The 20,095-nt window shown below is 69.4% G+C and carries 12 protein-coding genes; 6 read left to right on the top strand and 6 right to left on the bottom strand.

Annotated features, from left to right (window positions below; all coding sequences use genetic code 11):
- Positions 1 to 100: 100 nt before the first annotated feature.
- Positions 101 to 1,579, bottom strand: a complete 1,479-nt coding sequence (locus AB0K35_RS10370; protein WP_238669695.1) for a glutamate--cysteine ligase — start codon at positions 1,577 to 1,579, stop codon at positions 101 to 103.
- 310 nt (positions 1,580 to 1,889) lie between these two features.
- The gene (locus AB0K35_RS10365; protein ID WP_238669694.1) at positions 1,890 to 2,471 is read right to left on the bottom strand and encodes a YceI family protein; all 582 of its coding nucleotides are present in this window, start codon (positions 2,469 to 2,471) and stop codon (positions 1,890 to 1,892) included.
- Between the two features lie 99 nt (positions 2,472 to 2,570).
- Here AB0K35_RS10365 and AB0K35_RS10360 point away from each other — a divergent pair, with 99 nt between their 5' ends.
- A complete protein-coding gene (locus tag AB0K35_RS10360) occupies positions 2,571 to 3,089 on the top strand; it encodes a MarR family transcriptional regulator (protein WP_238669693.1) in 519 nt (172 codons plus the stop codon).
- 229 nt (positions 3,090 to 3,318) lie between these two features.
- Here the strand turns inward: AB0K35_RS10360 and AB0K35_RS10355 are convergent, their stop codons facing one another.
- From AB0K35_RS10355 to AB0K35_RS10340, 4 genes are all read right to left on the bottom strand, one after another.
- Entirely contained in the window at positions 3,319 to 5,973 is a 2,655-nt protein-coding gene (locus tag AB0K35_RS10355; protein WP_357360889.1) for a helix-turn-helix domain-containing protein, read from the bottom strand.
- Between the two features lie 133 nt (positions 5,974 to 6,106).
- Positions 6,107 to 7,255 carry an acyl-CoA dehydrogenase family protein gene (locus AB0K35_RS10350; RefSeq protein ID WP_238669691.1) on the bottom strand — a complete coding sequence of 383 codons (1,149 nt, stop codon included), beginning with the start codon at positions 7,253 to 7,255 and terminating at the stop codon, positions 6,107 to 6,109.
- 78 nt (positions 7,256 to 7,333) lie between these two features.
- Positions 7,334 to 8,866: an acyl-CoA carboxylase subunit beta gene (locus AB0K35_RS10345; protein WP_238669690.1), complete on the bottom strand. Its 1,533-nt coding sequence runs from the start codon at positions 8,864 to 8,866 to the stop codon at positions 7,334 to 7,336.
- 166 nt (positions 8,867 to 9,032) lie between these two features.
- Positions 9,033 to 9,851, bottom strand: a complete 819-nt coding sequence (locus tag AB0K35_RS10340) for a basic amino acid ABC transporter substrate-binding protein (protein ID WP_238669689.1) — start codon at positions 9,849 to 9,851, stop codon at positions 9,033 to 9,035.
- A gap of 451 nt (positions 9,852 to 10,302) precedes the next feature.
- Here AB0K35_RS10340 and AB0K35_RS10335 point away from each other — a divergent pair, with 451 nt between their 5' ends.
- The 5 genes from AB0K35_RS10335 to AB0K35_RS10315 are packed head-to-tail and all read left to right on the top strand — an operon-like array spanning position 10,303 to position 20,068.
- On the top strand, positions 10,303 to 13,362 hold the full coding sequence (locus AB0K35_RS10335) for an amino acid adenylation domain-containing protein (protein WP_363884824.1): 3,060 nt from the start codon (positions 10,303 to 10,305) through the stop codon (positions 13,360 to 13,362).
- Positions 13,363 to 13,390: 28 nt separating this feature from the next.
- On the top strand, positions 13,391 to 14,944 hold the full coding sequence (locus AB0K35_RS10330) for a cobalamin-dependent protein (protein WP_238669687.1): 1,554 nt from the start codon (positions 13,391 to 13,393) through the stop codon (positions 14,942 to 14,944).
- A 16-nt stretch (positions 14,945 to 14,960) separates the two neighbouring features.
- Entirely contained in the window at positions 14,961 to 16,535 is a 1,575-nt protein-coding gene (locus AB0K35_RS10325) for a cobalamin-dependent protein (RefSeq protein WP_238669686.1), read from the top strand.
- Positions 16,536 to 16,546: 11 nt separating this feature from the next.
- Complete coding sequence (locus tag AB0K35_RS10320; RefSeq protein WP_363884821.1) at positions 16,547 to 17,809, top strand: MFS transporter; 1,263 nt, start codon at positions 16,547 to 16,549, stop codon at positions 17,807 to 17,809.
- 57 nt (positions 17,810 to 17,866) lie between these two features.
- Positions 17,867 to 20,068 (top strand): ATP-grasp domain-containing protein, encoded by a 2,202-nt coding sequence (locus AB0K35_RS10315; RefSeq protein ID WP_238669684.1) that lies wholly within the window; start codon positions 17,867 to 17,869, stop codon positions 20,066 to 20,068.
- The last annotated feature ends 27 nt before the right edge of the window (positions 20,069 to 20,095 follow it).

Raw genomic sequence — 20,095 nt, 5'->3', positions numbered from 1 at the left:
CCTTTTTGACAAACCTTTCCCCCCCCCCCGCCCCGTCGTTAAACCTCAAAAACAACCACCCCCCCCGCGCCGGGGGGTGGGGGGTGGGGGGTGGGGGGGGTTAGTTGGTTGGCCAGGTGTGGATGGGTTGGTTGGTGCGCTGGAGTTCGGCGTAGCGCTGGACCATGTGGTGTAGCGCGGCCGCCCGGTCCATGCCGTGGCGCCGCTCCGCTGCCCAGACCGCCTCGGTCTGCCAGACGGCGCCGTTGCGGCCGGTACGGCAGCGCTGCTCGATGATGCCGAGCAGCCGGTCCCGCTGCGCCGGTGCGACACCGAAGCCGTCCAGCCCGGTGGCGGCGATGGGCAGCAGTTGGTCCAGGACCAGCTTGGTGACCGGCACGTCGCCGAGCCCGGGCCAGTGCAGCACGGCGTCGAGGCCACGTCGGGCGGCGGCTTGGAAGTTCTCCTCCGCGGAGCTGAAGGTGAGTTGGCTCCAGATCGGTCGGTCGGCCTCGGCCAGACCACGCACCAGCCCGAAGTAGAAGGCCGCGTTGGCGAGCATGTCCACCACAGTCGGACCAGCCGGCAGCACCCGGTTCTCCACCCGCAGGTGGGGGCGGCCGTTCATGATGTCGTAGACCGGGCGGTTCCACCGGTAGACGGTGCCGTTGTGCAACCGCAACTCCCCGAGCTGCGGCACACCGCCGGCGTGCAGGACCTCCACCGGGTCCTCGTCCTCGCAGATCGGCAGCAGCGGCGGGAAGTACCTGACGTTCTCCTCGAACAGGTCGAAGATCGAGGTGATCCACCGTTCGCCGAACCACACCCGCGGCCGTACGCCCTGGGCCTTCAGCTCGTCCGGGCGCGTGTCGGTGGCCTGCTGGAACAGGGCGATCCGCGTTTCGGCCCACAGTTGGCGGCCGTACAGGAAGGGGCTGTTCGCCCCGACCGCCACCTGCACCCCGGCGATGGCCTGGGACGCGTTCCAGTAGTCGGCGAAGCTGTCCGGGGCGACCTGGAGGTGGAACTGGAGGCTCGTGCAGGCGGCCTCGGGGGCGATCGAGTCGGTGTGCGTGCGCAACTGCTCGACGCCGCGAATGTCCAGCTCGATGTCCTCGCCCCGGGCGCCGACGATCTGGTCGTTGAGCACCCGGTAACGCTCGTTGGTGGAGAGGTTGTCCTCGACCAGGTGCCCCTCGGTGAGGGTGGGCAGGATGCCGACCAGGACGATCTTCGCGTCGGATCTGGCGGCACGCTCGTCGGCACGGGAGAGGCTGCCGCGCAGGTCGTGCTCGTAGTCGGCGAAGCCGGTGCCCTCGATCAGTCGGGGCTCGGCGTTGAGTTCCAGGTTGAACTGCCCCAACTCGGTCTGGAAGAGGGGGTCCGCGATGTCGGCGAGGATCTCCTCGTTGCGCATCGCCGGCTCGGCGGCCGAGTCGACCAGGTTGAGTTCGATCTCCAGGCCGGTCATCGGCCGGTCGGCGTCGAAGCCGAAGTCGTCCAGCATCAGGGCGAAGACGTCCAGGCACCGCCGCACCTTCTGCCGATATCGGACGCGATCATCCCGGGTGAAGGCGCCCTCTGAGACGTCCCTGCCCATGTGTCCTCCCGACGGCCGGCGCGGTCGGGATCCTGCCGTCCCGGAAGCGCTTTGTGAAGCATCCACGGTAAGAGCGCCCACCTGGCCGGGGCCAGAGGCCGACGGCGGTGATCCGACGTCGACCGGGCGGACGCGCTCGTGGCGCCATCTGTACCCCGTCGTCGACCGGCTTGACCCGATTGCGGTGCGAACAACCCGTGACAATTACCACGAGCGGGAACGACGCAGGGCCCGCGCCGACGTGCGGCGCGGGCCCTGCGTACCGGATCGCCGGGAGGACCCCCCTTGGCTCTCCGGCGATCCCCGGGGATCAGGCCTGACGAACGGCCTCGCCCTCGATCTCGATCTTGATCTTGCGGCTGACCAGCACGCCCCCGGTCTCCAGGGCGACGTTCCAGGTCAGGCCGAACTCCTCGCGGTCGATCTCGGTGCTCGCGGAGAAGCCGAAGATGTCCTGGCCGAACGGGCTGCGGCCGACACCCTCGAACTCCACCTCCAGCTCGACCGGGCGGGTGACGTCCTTGATGGTCAGCTCACCGGTGAGGACGAACTCGCCGCCGCGACGGGACTTGACCCCGGTGCTGCGGAACTCGAGCGTCGGGAACTTCTCGGCGTCCAGGAACTCGGGGCTGCGCAGGTGCGCGTCCCGGTCGGGCTGGGTGGTGTCGACGCTGGCGGCCTGAATGGTGGCGACGACCGACGACTGCAGCGGGTCCTCGGCGACGGTGATGGTGGCGGTCGCCTCGTTGAACTCACCGCGAACCTTGCTCACCATCATGTGCCGGGCAACGAAGCCGACCCGCTTGTGCGCCACGTCGAGCGCGTAGGTGCCGGCCGCCGGGATGGTGAGGCCGTCCCAGTCGCGGGTAACCGCATCGATGCTGCTGGTCATGCTGCTGTCCTCCAGGAGATTGTTTAGTAGCCCAACGACTGCTTGAGCAACTATAACCGCAACAACATTCCCCGTGTCAAGCACTGGTATGATGAACGGGTGACCAACGTCTTCGACGATCCCCGGATCACCGCCGTCGGCCTGCTCTTCGAGGCACACGCCGGGCTGTCGGCCCGGTTCAACGCCCAACTCGAGGAGCACGGCCTCTCCGCGGTCGAGTTCGAGGTCATCACCCGACTGGCCCGCTCGCCGGGCAACCAACTACGCATGACCGACCTCGCCGCACAGACCTCCCTGTCGACCAGCGGAGTGACCAGGGTGGTCGACAGGATGGAGCGCGACGGGTTACTCACCCGCCGGGCCTGCCCGAACGACCGACGCAGCTCGTACGCGGTGGTCACCGGCTCCGGGATGCAACGCCTGAACGAGACGCTGCCCGGGCATCTACAGATGATCGAGCAGTGGTTCACCGGGCAGCTCGACCCCGAGGCGCTGGCGGCCCTCCTCGACGGGTTGCGGCGGGTCCGTGACGCCGCGCATCCGTGTGCCACCGCCGGCAGTGACGACGTCAGCCCGGAGCAGGTCGCCGCCACCGACAACGCCAACCGACGGCACTGATCAGCCCTCGCCGTCGGGCGGCGGCAGCGGCAGAAAGACCGGCAGAACTGACCCGGCCAAGCTGGAGGATTCGGTCCAAGCCGACTTTCTGCCACCGCGCCGGTGGCAGGCTTCCTGCACCGGGGATCACCGGGGGGTGACGGCGCGGGCGATCAGCGAGGGGTAGCACCAAAGGGGGCTCTTCGCCCGCGCCACTCTCCCGTCGCGATTCGCCCGGGAAAAGCGCAGGCTACCGAGCCGTTCCGCCCCGGGCGGCGATCAGCGCGTAGAGCAGCCCCGACTCCTGCGGCAACAGCCGGATGCCGCCCTCCACACAGACCCGGTCCAGTCGATCGAGCACCGACGGGTCCGCAGTGCTCGCAGCCAGCCCAACCAGCGCCTCCACCACGTCGCGGCGATCCTGCCCCGCGTGGTCGGCGGCGGCCGCGAACCACTCGGCAGCCAACTCCCGGTCGCCCCGGTGCAGCGCCAGGTTCCCCTCGATCAACGCACAGAGCCCGGCCTCCGGCCCACCCCAGGCCAGCGCCGCGTCGTCCGAGCGCGGTCGCGGCACCGTCGGCCGCGCCGGCAGCGCCTCCACGCCCCCGGCGCGCAACTCGGTCAGCACCTCGGTAGCCTCCGCGGCCCGCCCGTCCTGGGCGAGTGCCAGCCCGACGGTCCCGAGCACCCGACGGCGACGCCCGGGATCACCCAGCTCGGACAGAGCCGCGATCGCCCGCCGGCCGCGATCGATGGCGTCCGCGTACCAGCCCTCCAACCGGGCGACCTCGGCGCGATTGGCCCAGCCCAGCACCCGCAGTCGCTGCTCCCCACTCTCGGCGGCGAGTCGGTCCACAGCGGCGAGCCGGCGGCGGGCCGCAGCCAGATCGCCCGCGCGGATCTCGTGCCAGGCGAGGCTGTTCTGGGCCACCGCCAGGTCCCGGGTCCGCCCGTTGCGGGCGGCCAACCGCAGCAGCGCCTCGGCCTGCTCGCGAGCCTCGTCCTGCCGCCCGACGGAGATCAGCAGGGTGCCGAGCACGTTTCGCGCCTCCAACTCCCCGGTGACGTCGCCGGCCTGCCGGAAGGTGTCCAACGCCGCACGGGCCGTCGACAACTCCTCGGCGCCCGCGCCGTGCTCCGCCGCGAGCCGGGCGACCCCGAGGGCGGCCCAGCCACGCAGAAGAGGATCGGCGTCGGCGGTCCGCGGGTCCGCCAGCAGCCGCCGCAGCCACTGCCGCCCGACGACGTCGCGTCCGCGGAACCGCCACCAGCGGGTCAGACAGGCCGCCAGTCGCAGCGCTGTCAACGGGTCGTCGGTAGCCGCATGGGCCAACGACGAGCTGATGTCACTGCTCATCTCGTCCAGCCGGTGCACCGCGTCGGGTAACCGTGGGCCGATCAGGTCACTGGCGGTACGTGCCACCAGCCGCGCGATGACCTCCGCATGGCGACGCCGGATACAGGTCAGCTCACCTCCACCGGCCGCCTGCTCGACGGCGTAGTCGCGGACCGCGTCGAGCAGCCGGAACCGGAACGACCCGGTTCCGCGTACGCTCAGCAGCCCCAACTCGACGAAGCGGTCCAACAGTGGAACCGGGTCGATCGCCACCGTGCCGTCCCGGTCCGCCTCGTCGGCGAGCATCTCCTCGGCCAACTCGACCGACCACCGGTTACCGAAGACGGCCAGCTGCCGCAGCGCGGCCTGCTCGTCCGACGCCAACAGGCGGTAGCTGAACGCCACCGCGTCCCGCAGTGTGACGGCGACCGAGACCGCCGCACGGGTGTCGGGTCCGCTGGTCCGGCTGCCGAGCGCCTCCGGTTCGTCCCAGGTCGGGTGGGCGGGCCCGTCGGCGGGGGTGGCCAGGTCGAGCACCCGGTCGCCGTACCGGTCGAGCAGTTCGGTGAGGTCGAGGAGACGGCCCCGGGCGGCCATCAGCTCGATGGCCAACGGCAGGCCGCCCAAACGGCGCACCAACGCGGCGAGCGCCGGCAGCTCGGCGGGCACGGGTGGCTCACGGCGGACCTGAGCGAGCCGGGCGGTGAACAACGCGACCGCCGGCCACGATTCGAGCCCGGAGTGCTCGGCCTCCGGTGGTGGCACGTCGAGCGGCGCGACCGGCCAGACCCGCTCGCCGGGCAGGCCGACCGGGTGTCGCCCGGTGACCAGCACCCGCAGCGAGGGCAGTGCGCCGAGCAACCGGTGCACTGTCGCGGCCACCGGACCCGGGGAACGCTCCACCGCGTCCATCACCAGCAGCGTCGGCCGCCCGGCGAGCAGCGCCACGAGTTCGGACAGGCGCGCCACGCCGAGCACCGACATCGAGGCGGCGAGCACGTCCGGACCGTCCGCGCCCTCGCCCACCAGCACCCCGGCAACACCGGCCGGGTGGGCGGCGGCCACCAGGTGCGCCACAGATGTCGCCAGGGCGGTCTTGCCGACGCCGGCCAACCCGACGAGGCTCACCAACCGGGGTCCCCGCTCCGCGGTCAGCATTCCGGCCAACTCGGTGAGGTCGCGCTCCCGGCCGATCAACGCGACCGGCGGCGGGAGCGCTACCGACGGGTCGGCGGGTGCGGCCGCCGAGGCGGCGTTGCCGCCGACCGGGAACGCCGTCGAGGTGGCGTCCGACGAGGCCGATTCGACACCGGCGCCGCGGGCCGCGGCCAGGAACGCCGCCCGACTGGTGCCGGTCAGCGCCAGCGCACCGGCGAGCAGCTCGACAGTGGTGCGTTGTGGCCGGATCGACCGGCCACGTTCCAGGTCACGCACCGTACGCACACCCACCCCGGCCCGGGACGCCAGCTCGGCCTGGGTGAGGCCGGCTGCGCGTCGATGCCCGCGGAGCAGCTCCGGCAGAGTGGTACGCCCAGCCGGGCTCCGCGACCAGTCATGATCCGGAGTCATGGGCACGAAGAGTACGGATGGACTCCGACCGTCGGCAGTCGAACGTCGGGCTACTGACGCCCACTCGCCGAAACCCGACAGCCGTACGGACAGTCCGTCCGGGACGACCGGCCGATCAGTTCGGCTGGACCACTCAGAGGCCCAGATCCCGAGCGATGATCATGCGCTGCACCTCACTCGTGCCCTCGCCGATCTCCAGGATCTTGGAGTCCCGCCAGAACCGGGCCACCGGGTACTCGTTCATGAAGCCGTACCCGCCGTGGATCTGGGTGGCCTCCCGGGCGTTGTCCACGGCGATGGTGCTGGCGTGCAGTTTGGCGATGGCGGCCTGCCGCTTGAACGGCTCGCCGGCCAGCATCCGTGCGGCGGCGTCGTAGTACGCCAGGCGAGCGGTGTGTGCCTTCAGCTCCATGTCGGCGATCTTGAACTGGATGGCCTGGTTGGCGCCGATCGGCTGACCGAAGGCGTGCCGCTCCTTCGCGTACTTGATCGACTCGTCGACGCAGCCTTGGGCGAGGCCGACGGCGAGAGCGGCGATCGCGATCCGGCCCTCGTCGAGGATCCGCAGGAACTGCGCGAAACCCCGACCTCGGGCACCGAGCAGGTTGGCGGCCGGCACCCGGCAGTCGTCGAAGGTCAGCTCGTGGGTGTCCGAGGCGGTCCAGCCCACCTTTGAGTAACCGGGCGCGACGGCGAACCCGGGCGTGCCGGTGGGCACGATGATCGTCGACAGCTCCTTGGAGCCGTCCGGGTTCGTGCCGGTCACCGCTGTGACAGTGACCATGGCCGTGATGTCGGTCCCCGAGTTGGTGATGAACGCCTTCGAACCGTTGATCACCCACTCGTCGCCGTCCAGCACCGCCCGGGTCTGTGTGCCGGCGGCGTCCGAGCCGGTGCCCGGCTCGGTGAGACCGAAGCCGGCCAGTGCCTCGCCGCTGAGCAGCCGAGGCAGCCAGGTCGCCTTCTGCTCCTCGGTGCCGAAGCGGTAGATCGGCATCGCGCCCAGCGAGACCGCCGCCTCCAACGTGATGGCCACGCTGGAGTCGACCCGGGCCAACTCCTCCAGGGCCAGGCAGAGCGCGAAGTAGTCGCCACCCATGCCGCCGTGCTCCTCGGCGAAGGGCAGGCCGAACAGGCCCATCTTGCCCATCTGCCGGATCACCTCGTACGGGAAGGTGTGCTGCTCGTAGTGCTCGGCGATGACCGGGGCGATCACCTCGCGGGCGAATTCCCGCACGCTCTCGCGCAGCGCCGCTTGTTCGTCGGTGAGCCGGAAGTCCATCTCATCCTCCTGTAAGGACGGTCCGCCTCGGCGCTCGTGACGCCGGGAGCGGGTCGCTGTGCGGGCCTGAGTCGGTGATCAGACCGGGGTGACGCCGTGCCGACGGCGGGAGAAGTGCCGATCCTTGGTACGCGCCGCCGCGAAGCGACGGACCAGCTCGGTGCGCAGGTCGTGCGGCTCGACGATGGCGTCCACCACCAACTCGCTGGCCAGCCGGACGACGTCGATGTCCTGCTCGTACTCGGCCCGTTTGGCGGCGACGAAGGCCGCCCGCTCGTCCTCGTCCGCGATGGCGGCAATCTTGTTGGCGTAGACCGCGTTCACTGCCGCCTCGGCGCCCATCACGGCGATCTTCGCGGTCGGCAGCGCGATAGTGGCGTCCGGCTCGAACCCGGGGCCGGCCATCGCGTAGAGACCGGCGCCGTACGCCTTGCGGACCACCACGCAGATCTTCGGAACTGTCGCCTCGGAGATCGCGGTGATCATCTTTGCGCCGTGCCGGATGATGCCCTGCTTCTCCACAGCGCTGCCGACCATGAAGCCGGGCACGTCACTGAGGAACAGCAGCGGCACGTTGAACGCGTCGCAGAGCTGCACGAACCGGGTTGCCTTGTCTGCCGAGTCGACGAAGAGCACGCCGCCCTTGAACATCGAGTTGTTGCCGACCACGCCGACGACCTGACCGTCGAGACGGCCGAAGCCGATGGTCAACTCCTTGGCCCAGAGCGCCTGGATCTCGAAGAAGGAACCCTCGTCGAGCAGGCCCTTGACGTACCGTCGCATGTCGAACGCCTGCCGCTCGCTGGCCGGCACCAGCGCGGCCAGGTCGGCCTTCGCTGGCGCGGCGACCGCCGGTGCGGTCGGCGGCGCTTGCGTCCAGTTCGCCGGCAGGTACGACAGGTAGGTCTTCACGACGTCGAGCGCGTCGGCCTCGGTCTTGCAGAGGAAGTGCCCCACGCCGGATTCGGCGGTGTGCACCTTCGCCCCGCCCATCGCCTCCAGGGTGGTCTTCTCGCCGGTGACCATCTCGACCATCCGGTCGGAGCCGAGGTACATGCTGGCGTTGCCGTCGACGAGCGCCACCACGTCGCAGAACGCCGGGATGTACGCCCCACCGGCGGCGCTCGGGCCGAACAGCGCGCAGACCTGCGGGATCGAGCCCGAGGCGCGGACCTGGTTCCAGAAGATCTTGCCGGCGCCACGACGGCCGGGGAAGAGATCGACCTGGTCGGTGATCCGGGCACCGGCCGAGTCGACGAGGTAGACCATCGGCACGCCGGCGCCGTACGCCCGCTCGATGATCCTGATGATCTTCTCGACGGTGCGGGCGCCCCAGCTGCCGGCCTTGACCGTGGAGTCGTTGGCCATCAGGCAGACCTGTCGGCCGTCGATGGTGGCGGTGCCGGTCACCACGCCGTCGGCGGGCAACCCTTCGGCCATCGTGTTGGCGTAGAGGCCGTCCTCGACGAACGAGCCCTCGTCGACCAGGAGCGCGACCCGCTCACGGGCGAAGAGCTTGCCCTTGGCCGCGTTGGCCGCGTGGTACTTGTCCGCGCCGCCGGACCTGGCCCGCTTGCGCAGTTGCTCCAGTGCCTCACCGTCGAGCGTCACGCCGACCCCCTACTGCCGCCACCCCGGCCGGTTACCGTGCGGGCACGCCAACCGCCTAAACGATCGTTAGGCTAACGTACCCGGACAGGTCCCGGCGACCCAACCGCCGGTTGCGACAGGGCCGGGGTGGAGCGCCAACCAGGGGCCGGAGCGGACGGGGTCGGGGTCAGACGGCCGGCTTCTTACCGATCCACTTCTCGTAGAGCGCGTCGTACGTGCCGTCCTGCTTCGCCTTGGCCAACTCCTCGTTGATCGTCTTGAGCAGTTCCGGGTTGCCGCCCTTCTTCACCGAGATCCCGTACTGCTCGCCGGTGTCGAACTCGGCCGCCACCTCGAAGCCACCCGGGTTCTCCTTGATGTACTCGGCCCAGACCGGCAGGTCGTTGATGGCGGCCTCGATCTGCCCGGTGGCGAGAGCCTGCTGCTCGGCGGCGAGGTCCTCGAACTCGACGAGCTGGAGGCTCTTCTCCTTCTCGAACCTGCGGGCGTAGTCACGGCCCGTGGTCGCCGCCTGCACGCCGACCTTCCGGCCCTTCAGGTCGTCCAGCGACTTGTACGACTTGCCGGTCTTGACCAGCATCGCCTGGGTCGCGTCGAAGTAGGGGGCGGAGAAGTCCATCACCTTCTGCCGTTCCTCGGTGATCGTCATGCCCGCGGCGGCGGCATCACACTTGCCGGTGTTCAGGTCCTGACCGGACTTGATCCCCTCGAACGGCGTGTCGACTATCGCCTGCTCGACGCCCAACTTCCTGGCGACCAGATCCATCACGTCGACGTCGAATCCCACCACCTTGCCGCTGGCGTCCTTGGACTGGAACGGCGGGTACGGCAGGTGGGTGCAGATGGTCAGGGTGCCCGCCTTGATGAGCTTGACCCCGCTGGTCTGAACCTCGCCCTGATCCTTCTTGGCACATCCGGCACTGAGGGCAAGCGCACCGACAGTAAGAACAAGACCGATGACTCGGAACGGCTTATGGATATTCACAGTTATGCCCCTTTGTTTCCTCTAAGTAACGGGAGGACAGGGTGACGGCAGAGGGACCGTACCTGATTCCAGGATTGCAGACTAGATCCAGAGGCACTGAGCGGCGGGTCCGCTCGAACGAGGCGGCGACGCCCCGACCCGAAACCCAAGGTCGTCGATCCCGGTTGGTGAGAATCCCTGACAGCACTGGGATTTCCCTGCTAGTCGCCGGACGTTCACGCCCGCCCCCGGGGACCTGCCACCGGCGGCCGGTTCGACGCTGACCGATTTTGACGCTTCGCCCTGTTCTTCGGTGGTAAATCACCAGTATCGATGCATAGACAATTTCAAAAGCTCATAGTTACGATGCGATGCAGTCAACGGGGACTATCAATCGTGCCTACGGTGTCGCCGCTACGGCATATTGTGAACTGCTCGGGAGAGGTGCCTCCGTGGTGTCCTCAGAAAAACCTTGACCGTCACCAGAACAGAGCGCCTGCGGCCCAGTCCCGCCCAGGTCGGCGCTCTCCTCAACGGGCCGGTCCGGCCACGTCCGATCCACCAGACAGTCGTCGACCTCATCGACGAGACGATCCGCCGGCATCCCGACGCCACAGCGGTCGTCCATCCCACCGGCACGCTCACCTATCGGGACGTGGATCGGCTGGCCGACGCGGTCACCACCGATCTGCTCGCCGTTGGCGCCCGGCGGGGTGACTTCGTCGCGCTCCTGCTCGACGACCGGGTCGGGCTCCTCGTCGCCATGCTCGGCACCATGCGGTCCGGCGCCGCGTTCGTGCCGTTCGACCGGGCCTGGCCGGCGCTGCGCCAGGTCCGGATGCTCGACGGCCTCAACCCGGTCGCCACCGTCGGGTCACCACCGAACGGCGCACCCGCCCTGCCGGTGATCGACGTGCGGACGGAGCCGACCGCAGCCCGCAGCCCCGCGCCCGCCACCGACCGACCCCGGCCGGAAGACCCCATCTACGCCTTCTTCACAAGTGGTTCCACCGGTCTGCCCAAGTGCGCTGTCAACCTGCACCACGGGCTGGTCAACCGCTTCCTGTCCATGACCGAACGGTTCGCCGCCGATGGTGCGGTGGTGCTCCAGAACTCCGCGCACACCTTCGACTCGTCGATCTGGCAGCTGCTGTGGCCGCTGACCCGCGGTGGCACCGTGGTCATCCCGGACCGCACCGGCATCCTCGACTTCGACGCGACGCTGGCCCAGATCCACCGGCACGGCGTCACGATGACGGACTTCGTCCCCAGCATCTTCGACCTGCTCGTCGAACGCCTCGAACACCGGCCACAGGACTGGCACCTGCTGGCGTCGATGCGCCAGGTCTTCATCGGTGGCGAAGCCGCGAAACCGCACACCGTCCAGGCCTTCCGACGGATGTTCGCCGACATCCGGGTGACAAACACCTACGGTCCGACCGAGGCGTCGATCGGCTCGGTCTTCCACGCCGTGCACGACGACGACAGCCAGGTCATCCCCCTCGGTCTGCCCCTGCCCAACACCTCGGTGCTGCTCCTCGACGAGCACGGTCAGCCGACCCCCCGGGGCGAGATCGGCGAGATCCACCTCGCCGGCGTCTGCCTGGGCGCGGGGTACCACTGCGACGCGGAGCGGACCCGACAGGTATTCGTCCCGAACCCGTTCGACGAGGTCGTCGGCGACCTGCTCTACCGCACCGGGGACTTCGGCTGGGTGCGCGAGGACGGCCTGCTGATGTTCAGCGGCCGCCGGGACGCCCAGGTCCAGATCGCCGGGATACGGGTCGACCTGGGCGAGATCGAGCACGCGCTCACCACGCTGCCCGGCGTACACCAGGTGAAGGTGGTCGTCGACGAGGCCGGCGCGGCGGCGACAATGGTCTGCTTCTACTCGGCCGAGCGGGCCGTCACCGAGGAGGCGCTGCGCGAGCACGCCCGGACCGCGCTGCCCGCCGCGTTGGTGCCCGCCAGGTTCGTCCGCCTCGCCACCCTGCCGCTGCTCTCCAACGGCAAGGTCGACCAGGAGCGGCTGCGCCGCCGACTGGCGGGCGCCGCACCGAAGGCCGCCGACACCGACGCCGCCTACCCGGTGGGCAGCGTCGAGGCGCGGATCGCCGAGATCTGGACGCGGGTTCTGGGCTTCAGCGCCAACGACGACGACTTCTACTGCCTCGGTGGTACGTCACTCGGCGCGGCCCGGCTCGCCGTGGAGTTCGAACGGGCATTCGCGATCCGGTTGGACGTCCGCGACCTGATCCGTTCCCCCACCATCGCGGCACAGGCCGAACTGGTCCGCCGGGGCAGCCCGCTGCCTCCGCCCGTTGTCACGCCGCACGAACTGGCCGACGATCTGCGCCTCGGTGAACTGGGCCGGGTGCGGGTCCGGCGGCCCGACGACCCGGGGGCGATCCTGCTGGTCGGTGCGACCGGCTTCATCGGTTCGCACGTGCTGGCCGCCCTCACCGCGCAGGGTGGTCGAACGATCGTCTGCCTGGTCCGCGCCACCGACGACGAGGCTGCCCGACACCGGGTCAGGTCAGCGCTGTCGGCCGCCGGCTACGGGCCAGCGGAGCTGATCGGATGGTCGGCCCTCGCCGGTGACCTGGACAAACCCCACCTCGGGCTGGTGGCCGCCGACTGGCGGCGGCTCTGTCGACAGGTCGGCACCATCGTCGACGCCGGCGGCCGGGTCGACACTCTCCGCGACTACGTCGACCTACGGGCCACAAACGTGCACGGCCTGCGTACCCTCATCCACCTCGCCGGCACCCACGTCCGCAAGCGGATCATCTCGCTGTCGACGACCACTGTGCGCCACGCCCCCGGCACACCGCTCGCCGAGTCGTTCCTGCCGCCCTGGTCGGCGTTGCCACCCGACGGTTACAGCCAGTCCAAGTGGGTCGGCGAACAACTGCTACGGGCGGCCACCGAGCAGGGTGTCCCCGCCGCCGTCGTCCGGCTCGGCGAGGTCGCCGCCCACTCTCGGACCGGCCACGCCAACCCCCGGTCCTCGGTCACCATGATCCTGCGGCTCTGCCTCCGGCTCGGCGTACGGCCACCGACCCGCCTGCACGTGGACTGGACACCGGTCGACCTGGTCGCCCGGGTGGTCGCCGCGCTGACCGACCCGCACCAGCCGGTGCCGCCGGGCACCGTGCTGAACGTGGTGGCGCCGACGTCGGTGCCGGTGACCGACCTGCTGTCCCGGCTCCGCGCCGAGTCGGGCGCGCTGCCGGAGGTCCCGTACGACCGGTTCCTCGACCGGGCCGCCGACCTTGTCGGCGATGACGAGACAGCCCGCTGTCTCGCTGTTCTTCGGCCCCGCAGCGCCGCGGCGACCGACGCACTGACCGGGGTGTGCCACGACGCCCTGGTCGGCACCGACACGGTCCACGCCGCCCGGCTGGCTCGGGACCTCGGCCTCAACTGGGGCACGGGTCGGGACGTGCTGGTCGACACGATGGTCGACCGCCTCGCGAGGACCTTCCTGTCAGTGAACCGTCCGCACCTGTCCACCGCGACAGCCCAGTGAACCGCGACCGACCGGCCCAGGAGACGCCATGAAGGTGAACCTCTACTACGCCCCGTTCCCCTCGCAGATCTTCCAGGGGGAGAGCGAGCCGATCAACACCGAGCGGCCACTCAACCCGAAGAGCGCGCTGACCACAATCGCCGCCGGGCTGCGGGCGTACGCGCCGCACTTTGGCTACTCCTGCGACATCGAGATCATCGACCTTCAGCTCGGTGGGCAGCGGGTGAAGTACAAGTCCCTGCCGTACGGCCCCCGGATCATGGACTGTTTCCGGTACGGCACCCCGTTCGAGGAGGCGGACGAGAAGATCCGCTCGGCCGAGGTGCACGGGATCACCTGCAACTTCACCAACAGCGCGCACATCGTCAGTGACCTCGCGCAGCACATCAAGCGGGTCAACCCGAAGGCCATCGTCGTCGTGGGCGGTGTCGACTGCACCGCCCGCCCGCAGTACTACCTGTCCCGTGGCGCGGACGTGGTGGTGCGCGGCGAGGGCGAGCTGACCTTCGCCCGGATCATCGACGCGCTCAACCGCAAGCAGGACCTGGGCACCGTGCCGAACATCTCGGTGCGGGGCCGGCTGATCCCCACCAAGGTGGACACCGGCGAGACCATCCCGATGGATTCGATCGAGCCGATGGCCCTGGATCTGATCCCCGACCTGTCGGTCTACACGGACACGGCGGAAGGGCCGCCGCCGGAGGGCGTGCAGGGCAGCTTCATCTGCTGGGAGACGTCCCGCGGCTGCGCGTGGCGGTGCTCGTTCTGCACGGCCCCGTCCCGCGGCGGGTACCGCTACATGAGCCTGCCGACGATGGAGAAGCACCTCAAGACGTTCCAGGAGTACGGCATCAGGACGATCGTGTGGCAGGAGGACAACCCGCTGTCCCGGATCCAACAGAACGGCACCGGCCGCTACCTGTACGACTCCGGGCGCGAGGACGTGCTCGCGATGTTCCACATGTTCCGGGACTACGGCTTCGCCTGGGAGTTCGCCAACGGCATCGAGTTCGGCAAGTTCATGCAGAACGGCAGGTTCGACCACGAACTCGCCGACGCGCTGCTCGGCAGCAAGATGGTCGACGGTCGGTGGGTCGGTTGCTACCGGGTGCAGATCCCGCTGGACAACATGAACGTCAAGAAGCGCCGGTTCCCCAAGCTGCTCGGCTTCGACGAGCAGGTGGACGTCCTGGCGACGATGCTCACCGACCACGGCGTCGGCCACCAGACGTACGACCTGTTCATCGGCTATCCCGAGCACGACCGCGAGGGCATCGACATGTTCACCGACTACTGCCTGCGGTTGAAGGAGGAGCTGACCGCCGTCGGGCGGGGGAAGTACAAGCCGTACTTCAACGTGTTCAACCTGTCGTTGCTGCCGGGTGCCCGGGACTGGACCACCCTGCACTCCCTGCTCCAGTTCGACATCGACGAGAACCCGGAGGTCATCGGGATCTTCCTGTCGGCGATCAACACCGATCACTTCACCTACTGGGACATCTACCAGAAGCGTCTCGAGATGACGACCATGCTCAACGATCGCGAGATGCACCGTCTCTACGACGGCATCTACGCGGGCTGACCAGGAGGTTAGGGCCATGCGTGTCACCCTGTTGTACGCCCCGTACCCCGGGCAGTCGTTCCGCGACGAGGACACCACCATCAGTCCGGTGCGGGTCCGCAACCCCAAGAGCGCACTCGTCACGTTGGCGGCCGGCGCGCGCGCCTACCTGCGCGAATGGGGGGTCGACGCGGAGTTCAAGATCGTCGACACCCAGGTCGACGATGGCGAACCTGAGCACTACGCCTCGTTCCAGTACGGGCCGCGCACCATCGACTGCCACCGCTACGGCGGCCCGTTCGAGGCGTACGCGGACGAGGCGCGTGCCGCCGACATCATCGGGATCTCCAACAACTTCACCAACTCCGCCCGGGTGGTGACCGAGTTCGCCACGTTCCTCAAGCAGGTGAATCCGAACGCGCTGATCGTCGGCGGGGGGATGGACGTCACCGCCCGACCGGACTGGTATCTGGCCAACGGCTTCGATGTGGTCATCCAGCTTGAGGGTGAGCTCACCTTCGCCAAGCTGATCCAGGCCCGGGCGACCGGCCAGCCCATCGAGGGGATGGTGATGACGCGGCGGGTCGGCGACGGGCTCGTCATCATGGGTGGCGCGCAGCTCAACCTGGCCGAGCTGCCGCCGATGGCGCTCGATCTGATCGACGACCTGTCGGTGTACGACGACACCGGCGAGGGCCAGCCGCCGATGACGGTGCGGGCCCCGTTCACCTGTTTCGAGACCTCGCGCGGCTGCTACCGGACCTGCTCGTTCTGCGCGACCCCGATGCGCGGGCACTACCGCTACATGAAGCCGGAGGTGGTGCGGCGGCACTTCGAGTACCTGAAGTCGATGGGGATCTCGAACATCCTGTTCCAGGAGGACAACACGCTCTCCCGGATCCAGCGATCGGGTCGGGGGACGCTGCTGCACGACAGCGGCCGGGAGGACACTCTGGAGATCTTCCGGATGGCCCGTGAGATGGGCTTCTCCTGGGAGTTCGCCAACGGACTGGAGTTCGGCAAGTTCCTCGACCTGGGTGAGGTCGACCGGGAGTTGATGGAGACCCTGTTCTGGAACGACACCAGCGGGGACCGCTGGATCGGCTGCTACCGGGTGCAGATCCCGCTCGAATACCTCGGTGACGAGCCCACCAAGAAGTTCAACAAGCTGCGGCCCTTCCAGGAGCAGTTGCAGATCGTCACCTCGATGCTGGATCTCGGCGTCCGCTATCTGACCTTCAACATGCTGATCGGGCATGACGACGACGACCAGGCGATGATCGACATGTACCTCGACCGGTGCCTGCAGCTGAAGGCCCGGCTCAACGAGGCGAGCACCGAGGCAACAAACTACTTCAATGTCTTCAACCGGACCCTGCTCCCCGGCACCGCGGACTTCCGGAAGAAGGCGGATCGACTATCGTTCGACATCGAGAAGACGCCGGAAGTGATCAGCGTCTACCTCTCGCCGATGCCGTCGAACCACCTCTCCTACTACCAGCTGTTCGAGCAACGCCTGCGGCTCACCGAGGCGTTGAACGGCTCGCTGATCGACCAGTACGACGGCATCTACCGGCCGCGCACGCAGAAGGAGTCCGTCCCCGTTGTCTGAACTGGTGACTGATGTCGCTGGGTGAGGCCGTCGGGCGTTACGCCGCACTCTGGCGTACGCCCGGCGTTCCCCGGGTGATGTTGCCCGCGATGCTCGCCCGGCTACCGGTGGCCATCGAACCGCTCGCGATATTCCTGCACATCAGCGCCAAAACCGGCTCCTACACGGCCGGCGCGACGGCCCTCGGCGTCTTCTCGGCGGCGTTGGCCGTCGCCTGGCCGCTGCACGGCCGGCTGATCGACAGACGCGGTCTGCGGGTGGTGCTGCTGACACTGGCAGCGCTGCATGCTGTGGCACTGGCCGTCTTCGTCGTCGCGAGCAGCGGCCCGGCCTGGTTGCTGGTGGGCTCGGTCGCGCCCGTCGCGCTCACCATGGCACCGGTGGGCTCGACCGTCCGCGCGGCCTGGGCGTTGATCCTGCCGCCCGGGCCGGCACTGAACACCGCCAACGCGTTGGAGGCGGTGCTGATCGAGGTCTTCTTCGTGATCGGCCCCGCAGTGACCGGCCTGTTGACAGGCGTCTTCAGCGCACTCGCCACGACGCTGCTGGCCGGCGGAATGCTCGTTGTCGGCTCCCTCCTGTACGGCACCGCACCCGCCGTGGCGACGATGCGCAGGGAGGCCGACGACGCCGAGCCGGGCGCGACCGACGGTGGAAAGAGCCATCCCCGGGGCGGGCGGAGGCCGTGGCGCGTTCCCGGCGTGGTGGCGATCCTGGTGGCCGCCGGCGGGGCGGCCGCAGCGTTCGCCGTACTCGAGGTCACAGTGCCAGCGACAGTGTCGGCGCACGGGAACGCCGCGGCGACCGGCGTCGCGCTGCTGTCCCTGCCCCCGGCGGCCAGCGTCCTCGGCGGGCTGGTCTACGGCGCGCGACACCACACCCGACTGCCGGTCAACCGCTACCTCGTACTGCTGGCGGTGGCGTTCGCGTGCATGGTCCCGCTGGTCTTCGCCACGTCGGTCCCGGTGCTCGCGGTGTGCCTGTTCCTCGCGGGTCTACCCCTGGCGGCGCTCAGCTCGGAGGAGTTCGGCCTGCTCGGCAGCCTGGTGCCCAAAACGGTGATCAACGAGTCGTTCGCCCTGGCGGCCACGATGATGGCGGTGGGCAGCGCGGCCGGGACGCTGGCGGCCGGCGCCGTCCTGGGCTGGCTCGGCCCCACCGAGGCGCGGCTGCTGTCCCCGACGGCCGCCCTGATCGCGTTCGCGGCCGTCTTGTCGATGCGGGCTACGCTGAGCAACGTCGATTCATTGGCCACAGCCGACAGCGGAGCGTGACGGGACAGCGCGGTCGAAGAACGCCCGGGGTGGGGATCGGAAAAAGCGGGGGGACACGTGTCCGGAAACGGCGCGGAAGATTACTACGGCCTGCGCAGATGCATGGTGACGGCGCAGGAGGCACTGGACAGACGGTGGGCGGACGACGCGGACGTGGTCGTCGTGACCGACCCACCCCGGGAGCACTGGGCGGGTCTTCAGGCCGCCGGCTTCCGGATCAAGCCACGGTGGGTGACCTGGGGGCAACCCACCCCGCCCAGCACTGAGGACTTCCTCGCCGGGCTCTCCAAGGCGGAGCGCCGCAACTTCAGGGACGTGCGGCGGTACGTCGACACGCAAGGGCTCGCCATCGAGGTGCACGCCCGGCTCACCCCGGAGCTGTTCACCGAGTTCCTGGCCGTGTACGACGCGCAGATCGCCGCCATGCCGCACGGCCTGCCAACGGCGCACTGGGTCGACGCCACAGAGACCGGGCTCGCCGACTTCTTCCTCGTCGCGGCGCGCGCCGGGAACGAGTTGATCGCCGGTGTCGTCTGCCGCGTCGCCGCGTCCGACCCGGCCATGCGGATCGCCTTCTCCGCCGCGCGGCCGCAGGTCCGCCAGGCGATGATCAGTCGAGCGCTCTATCTGGCCGCGTTCGAGGAGGCCCGCCGGCGTGAGTTCGCCTGGATCTCACTCGGCACCGACCCCACCCTGTACGGCCACATCGCCCAGGCCGGGCTGTTCACCTTCAAGAGCCGACTCGGGTTCGTGCCGGTGCCGCTGCACCACCTCGACCCCGACGACGACGGCTGCGACGAGGCGGAGCTAGTCCTCAACACGGAACGGCTCAGCGAGCCGGCGCTGAGCCTCTGCTACGCCCAGCCACCGGATCGACCGGGCACCTGGGCGGATCCGCTGCCGATGCGGCTCGACGTACTCAGCCCGGCGCACGGCCTCGATCTGCGCCCGTACCGGGCCTCCTTCGTCACGGAGACCGTCGTGGCTCCACCGGGCGTCGGGGTGGCCGCGGACGGGGTCGTCGTGATCGTCGACCCGTTCTCGACCGGCGCGCTGCTGGCACCCGCCCTCAACCGGCAGGGTCGGCGCTGTGTCGCGGTCCTCACCGGAACCATCAACGAGCGGTACGCCGCCGGTCTTCGCCGCGACGACTTCCTTGCCGTGTTGACAGTGCGCGGCGAATCCCCGCAGGCCCTCGGCGCCGCCGCCGAACTGCTCGCACCGATGCGGCCGGTCGAGGTGATCGCGGGCAGCGAGTGGGGCGTCAACGTCGCCGACGACCTCGCGGAGCTGCTGGGGCTGCCCGGCAACGTCCGCTCGGCGGACCGTCCCCGGCGGGAGAAGCCCGCGATGATGAACGCGGTCGCCCGTGCGGGTCTGCGGGTGCCGCTCGGCGCGCGGGTGGGCAGCGTCGAGGAGTTGGACGACTGGCTCGCTACCAGCCGGGTGTTGCCGGTGGTGGTCAAGCCGGCCGCCAGCGCCGGCTCGGAAGGGGTGTACTTCTGCGCGGACGAGGCCCAGGCGCGGGCGGCGACGGCGAAGCTGCTCGGCGCGACCAACGCCATGGGCCAGCCGAACGACTCGTTGCTGGTGCAGGAGCAGCTCGTCGGCCAGCAGTACTTCGTCAACAGCGTGAGCCTCGACGGCCGCCACCACATCCACGAGATCTGGCGCGACGACCGCTTCTTCATCGACGGCCGCCCGGTGTACGACAGGCAGGTCCTGCTGGACGGGACCGGTGCCATCGAAGGCGTGCTCCGCCCGTTCGTCGAGGGGGTGCTGGACGCGCTGGGCGTGCGTACCGGCCCGGCGCACACCGAGCTGCTTGTCGACGACCGGGGGCCGGTCCTGATCGAGTCCGGGGCGCGGCTTGAGGGTGGCGTCACCCCGGCCGGGCCCGAGCGGGCCACCGGGGTGAGCCAGTTGTCGCTGACCGTCGAGCGGTACACCGACCCGGCTCGTTTCGCCCGGCGGATCGGCGCCGGCTACCAGCGGCAGCGGGCCCTGATGGTGGTCTGCCTGGTGGCGCCCTACGACGGCGCGGTCGCCGAGGGCGCGGCCCAGCGACTTGCCGAGATCCCCTCGGTCTTCTGCGGGTCGGCGTTGGATCTGCTGCCCGGCACCCCGGTGCACCGGACCATCGACCTGTTCACCTCGCCCGGCCATCTCTACCTGATCGCGGATGATCCGAGCCGGCTGGAGGAGGACTACCAGCGGATTCGTGCTCTCGAACAGAAGGATCTGTACGAGTACAGATAAGGGGTAGATCTTCGTTGGGTGGGCTAT

The sequence above is a fragment of the Micromonospora sp. NPDC053740 genome, from assembly GCF_040677775.1.
Classification (GTDB): Bacteria; Actinomycetota; Actinomycetes; order Mycobacteriales; family Micromonosporaceae; genus Micromonospora; species Micromonospora alfalfae.
The sequence above is the reverse complement of the archived record's forward strand: the minus strand, read 5'-3'. Positions and strand labels throughout refer to the sequence as shown.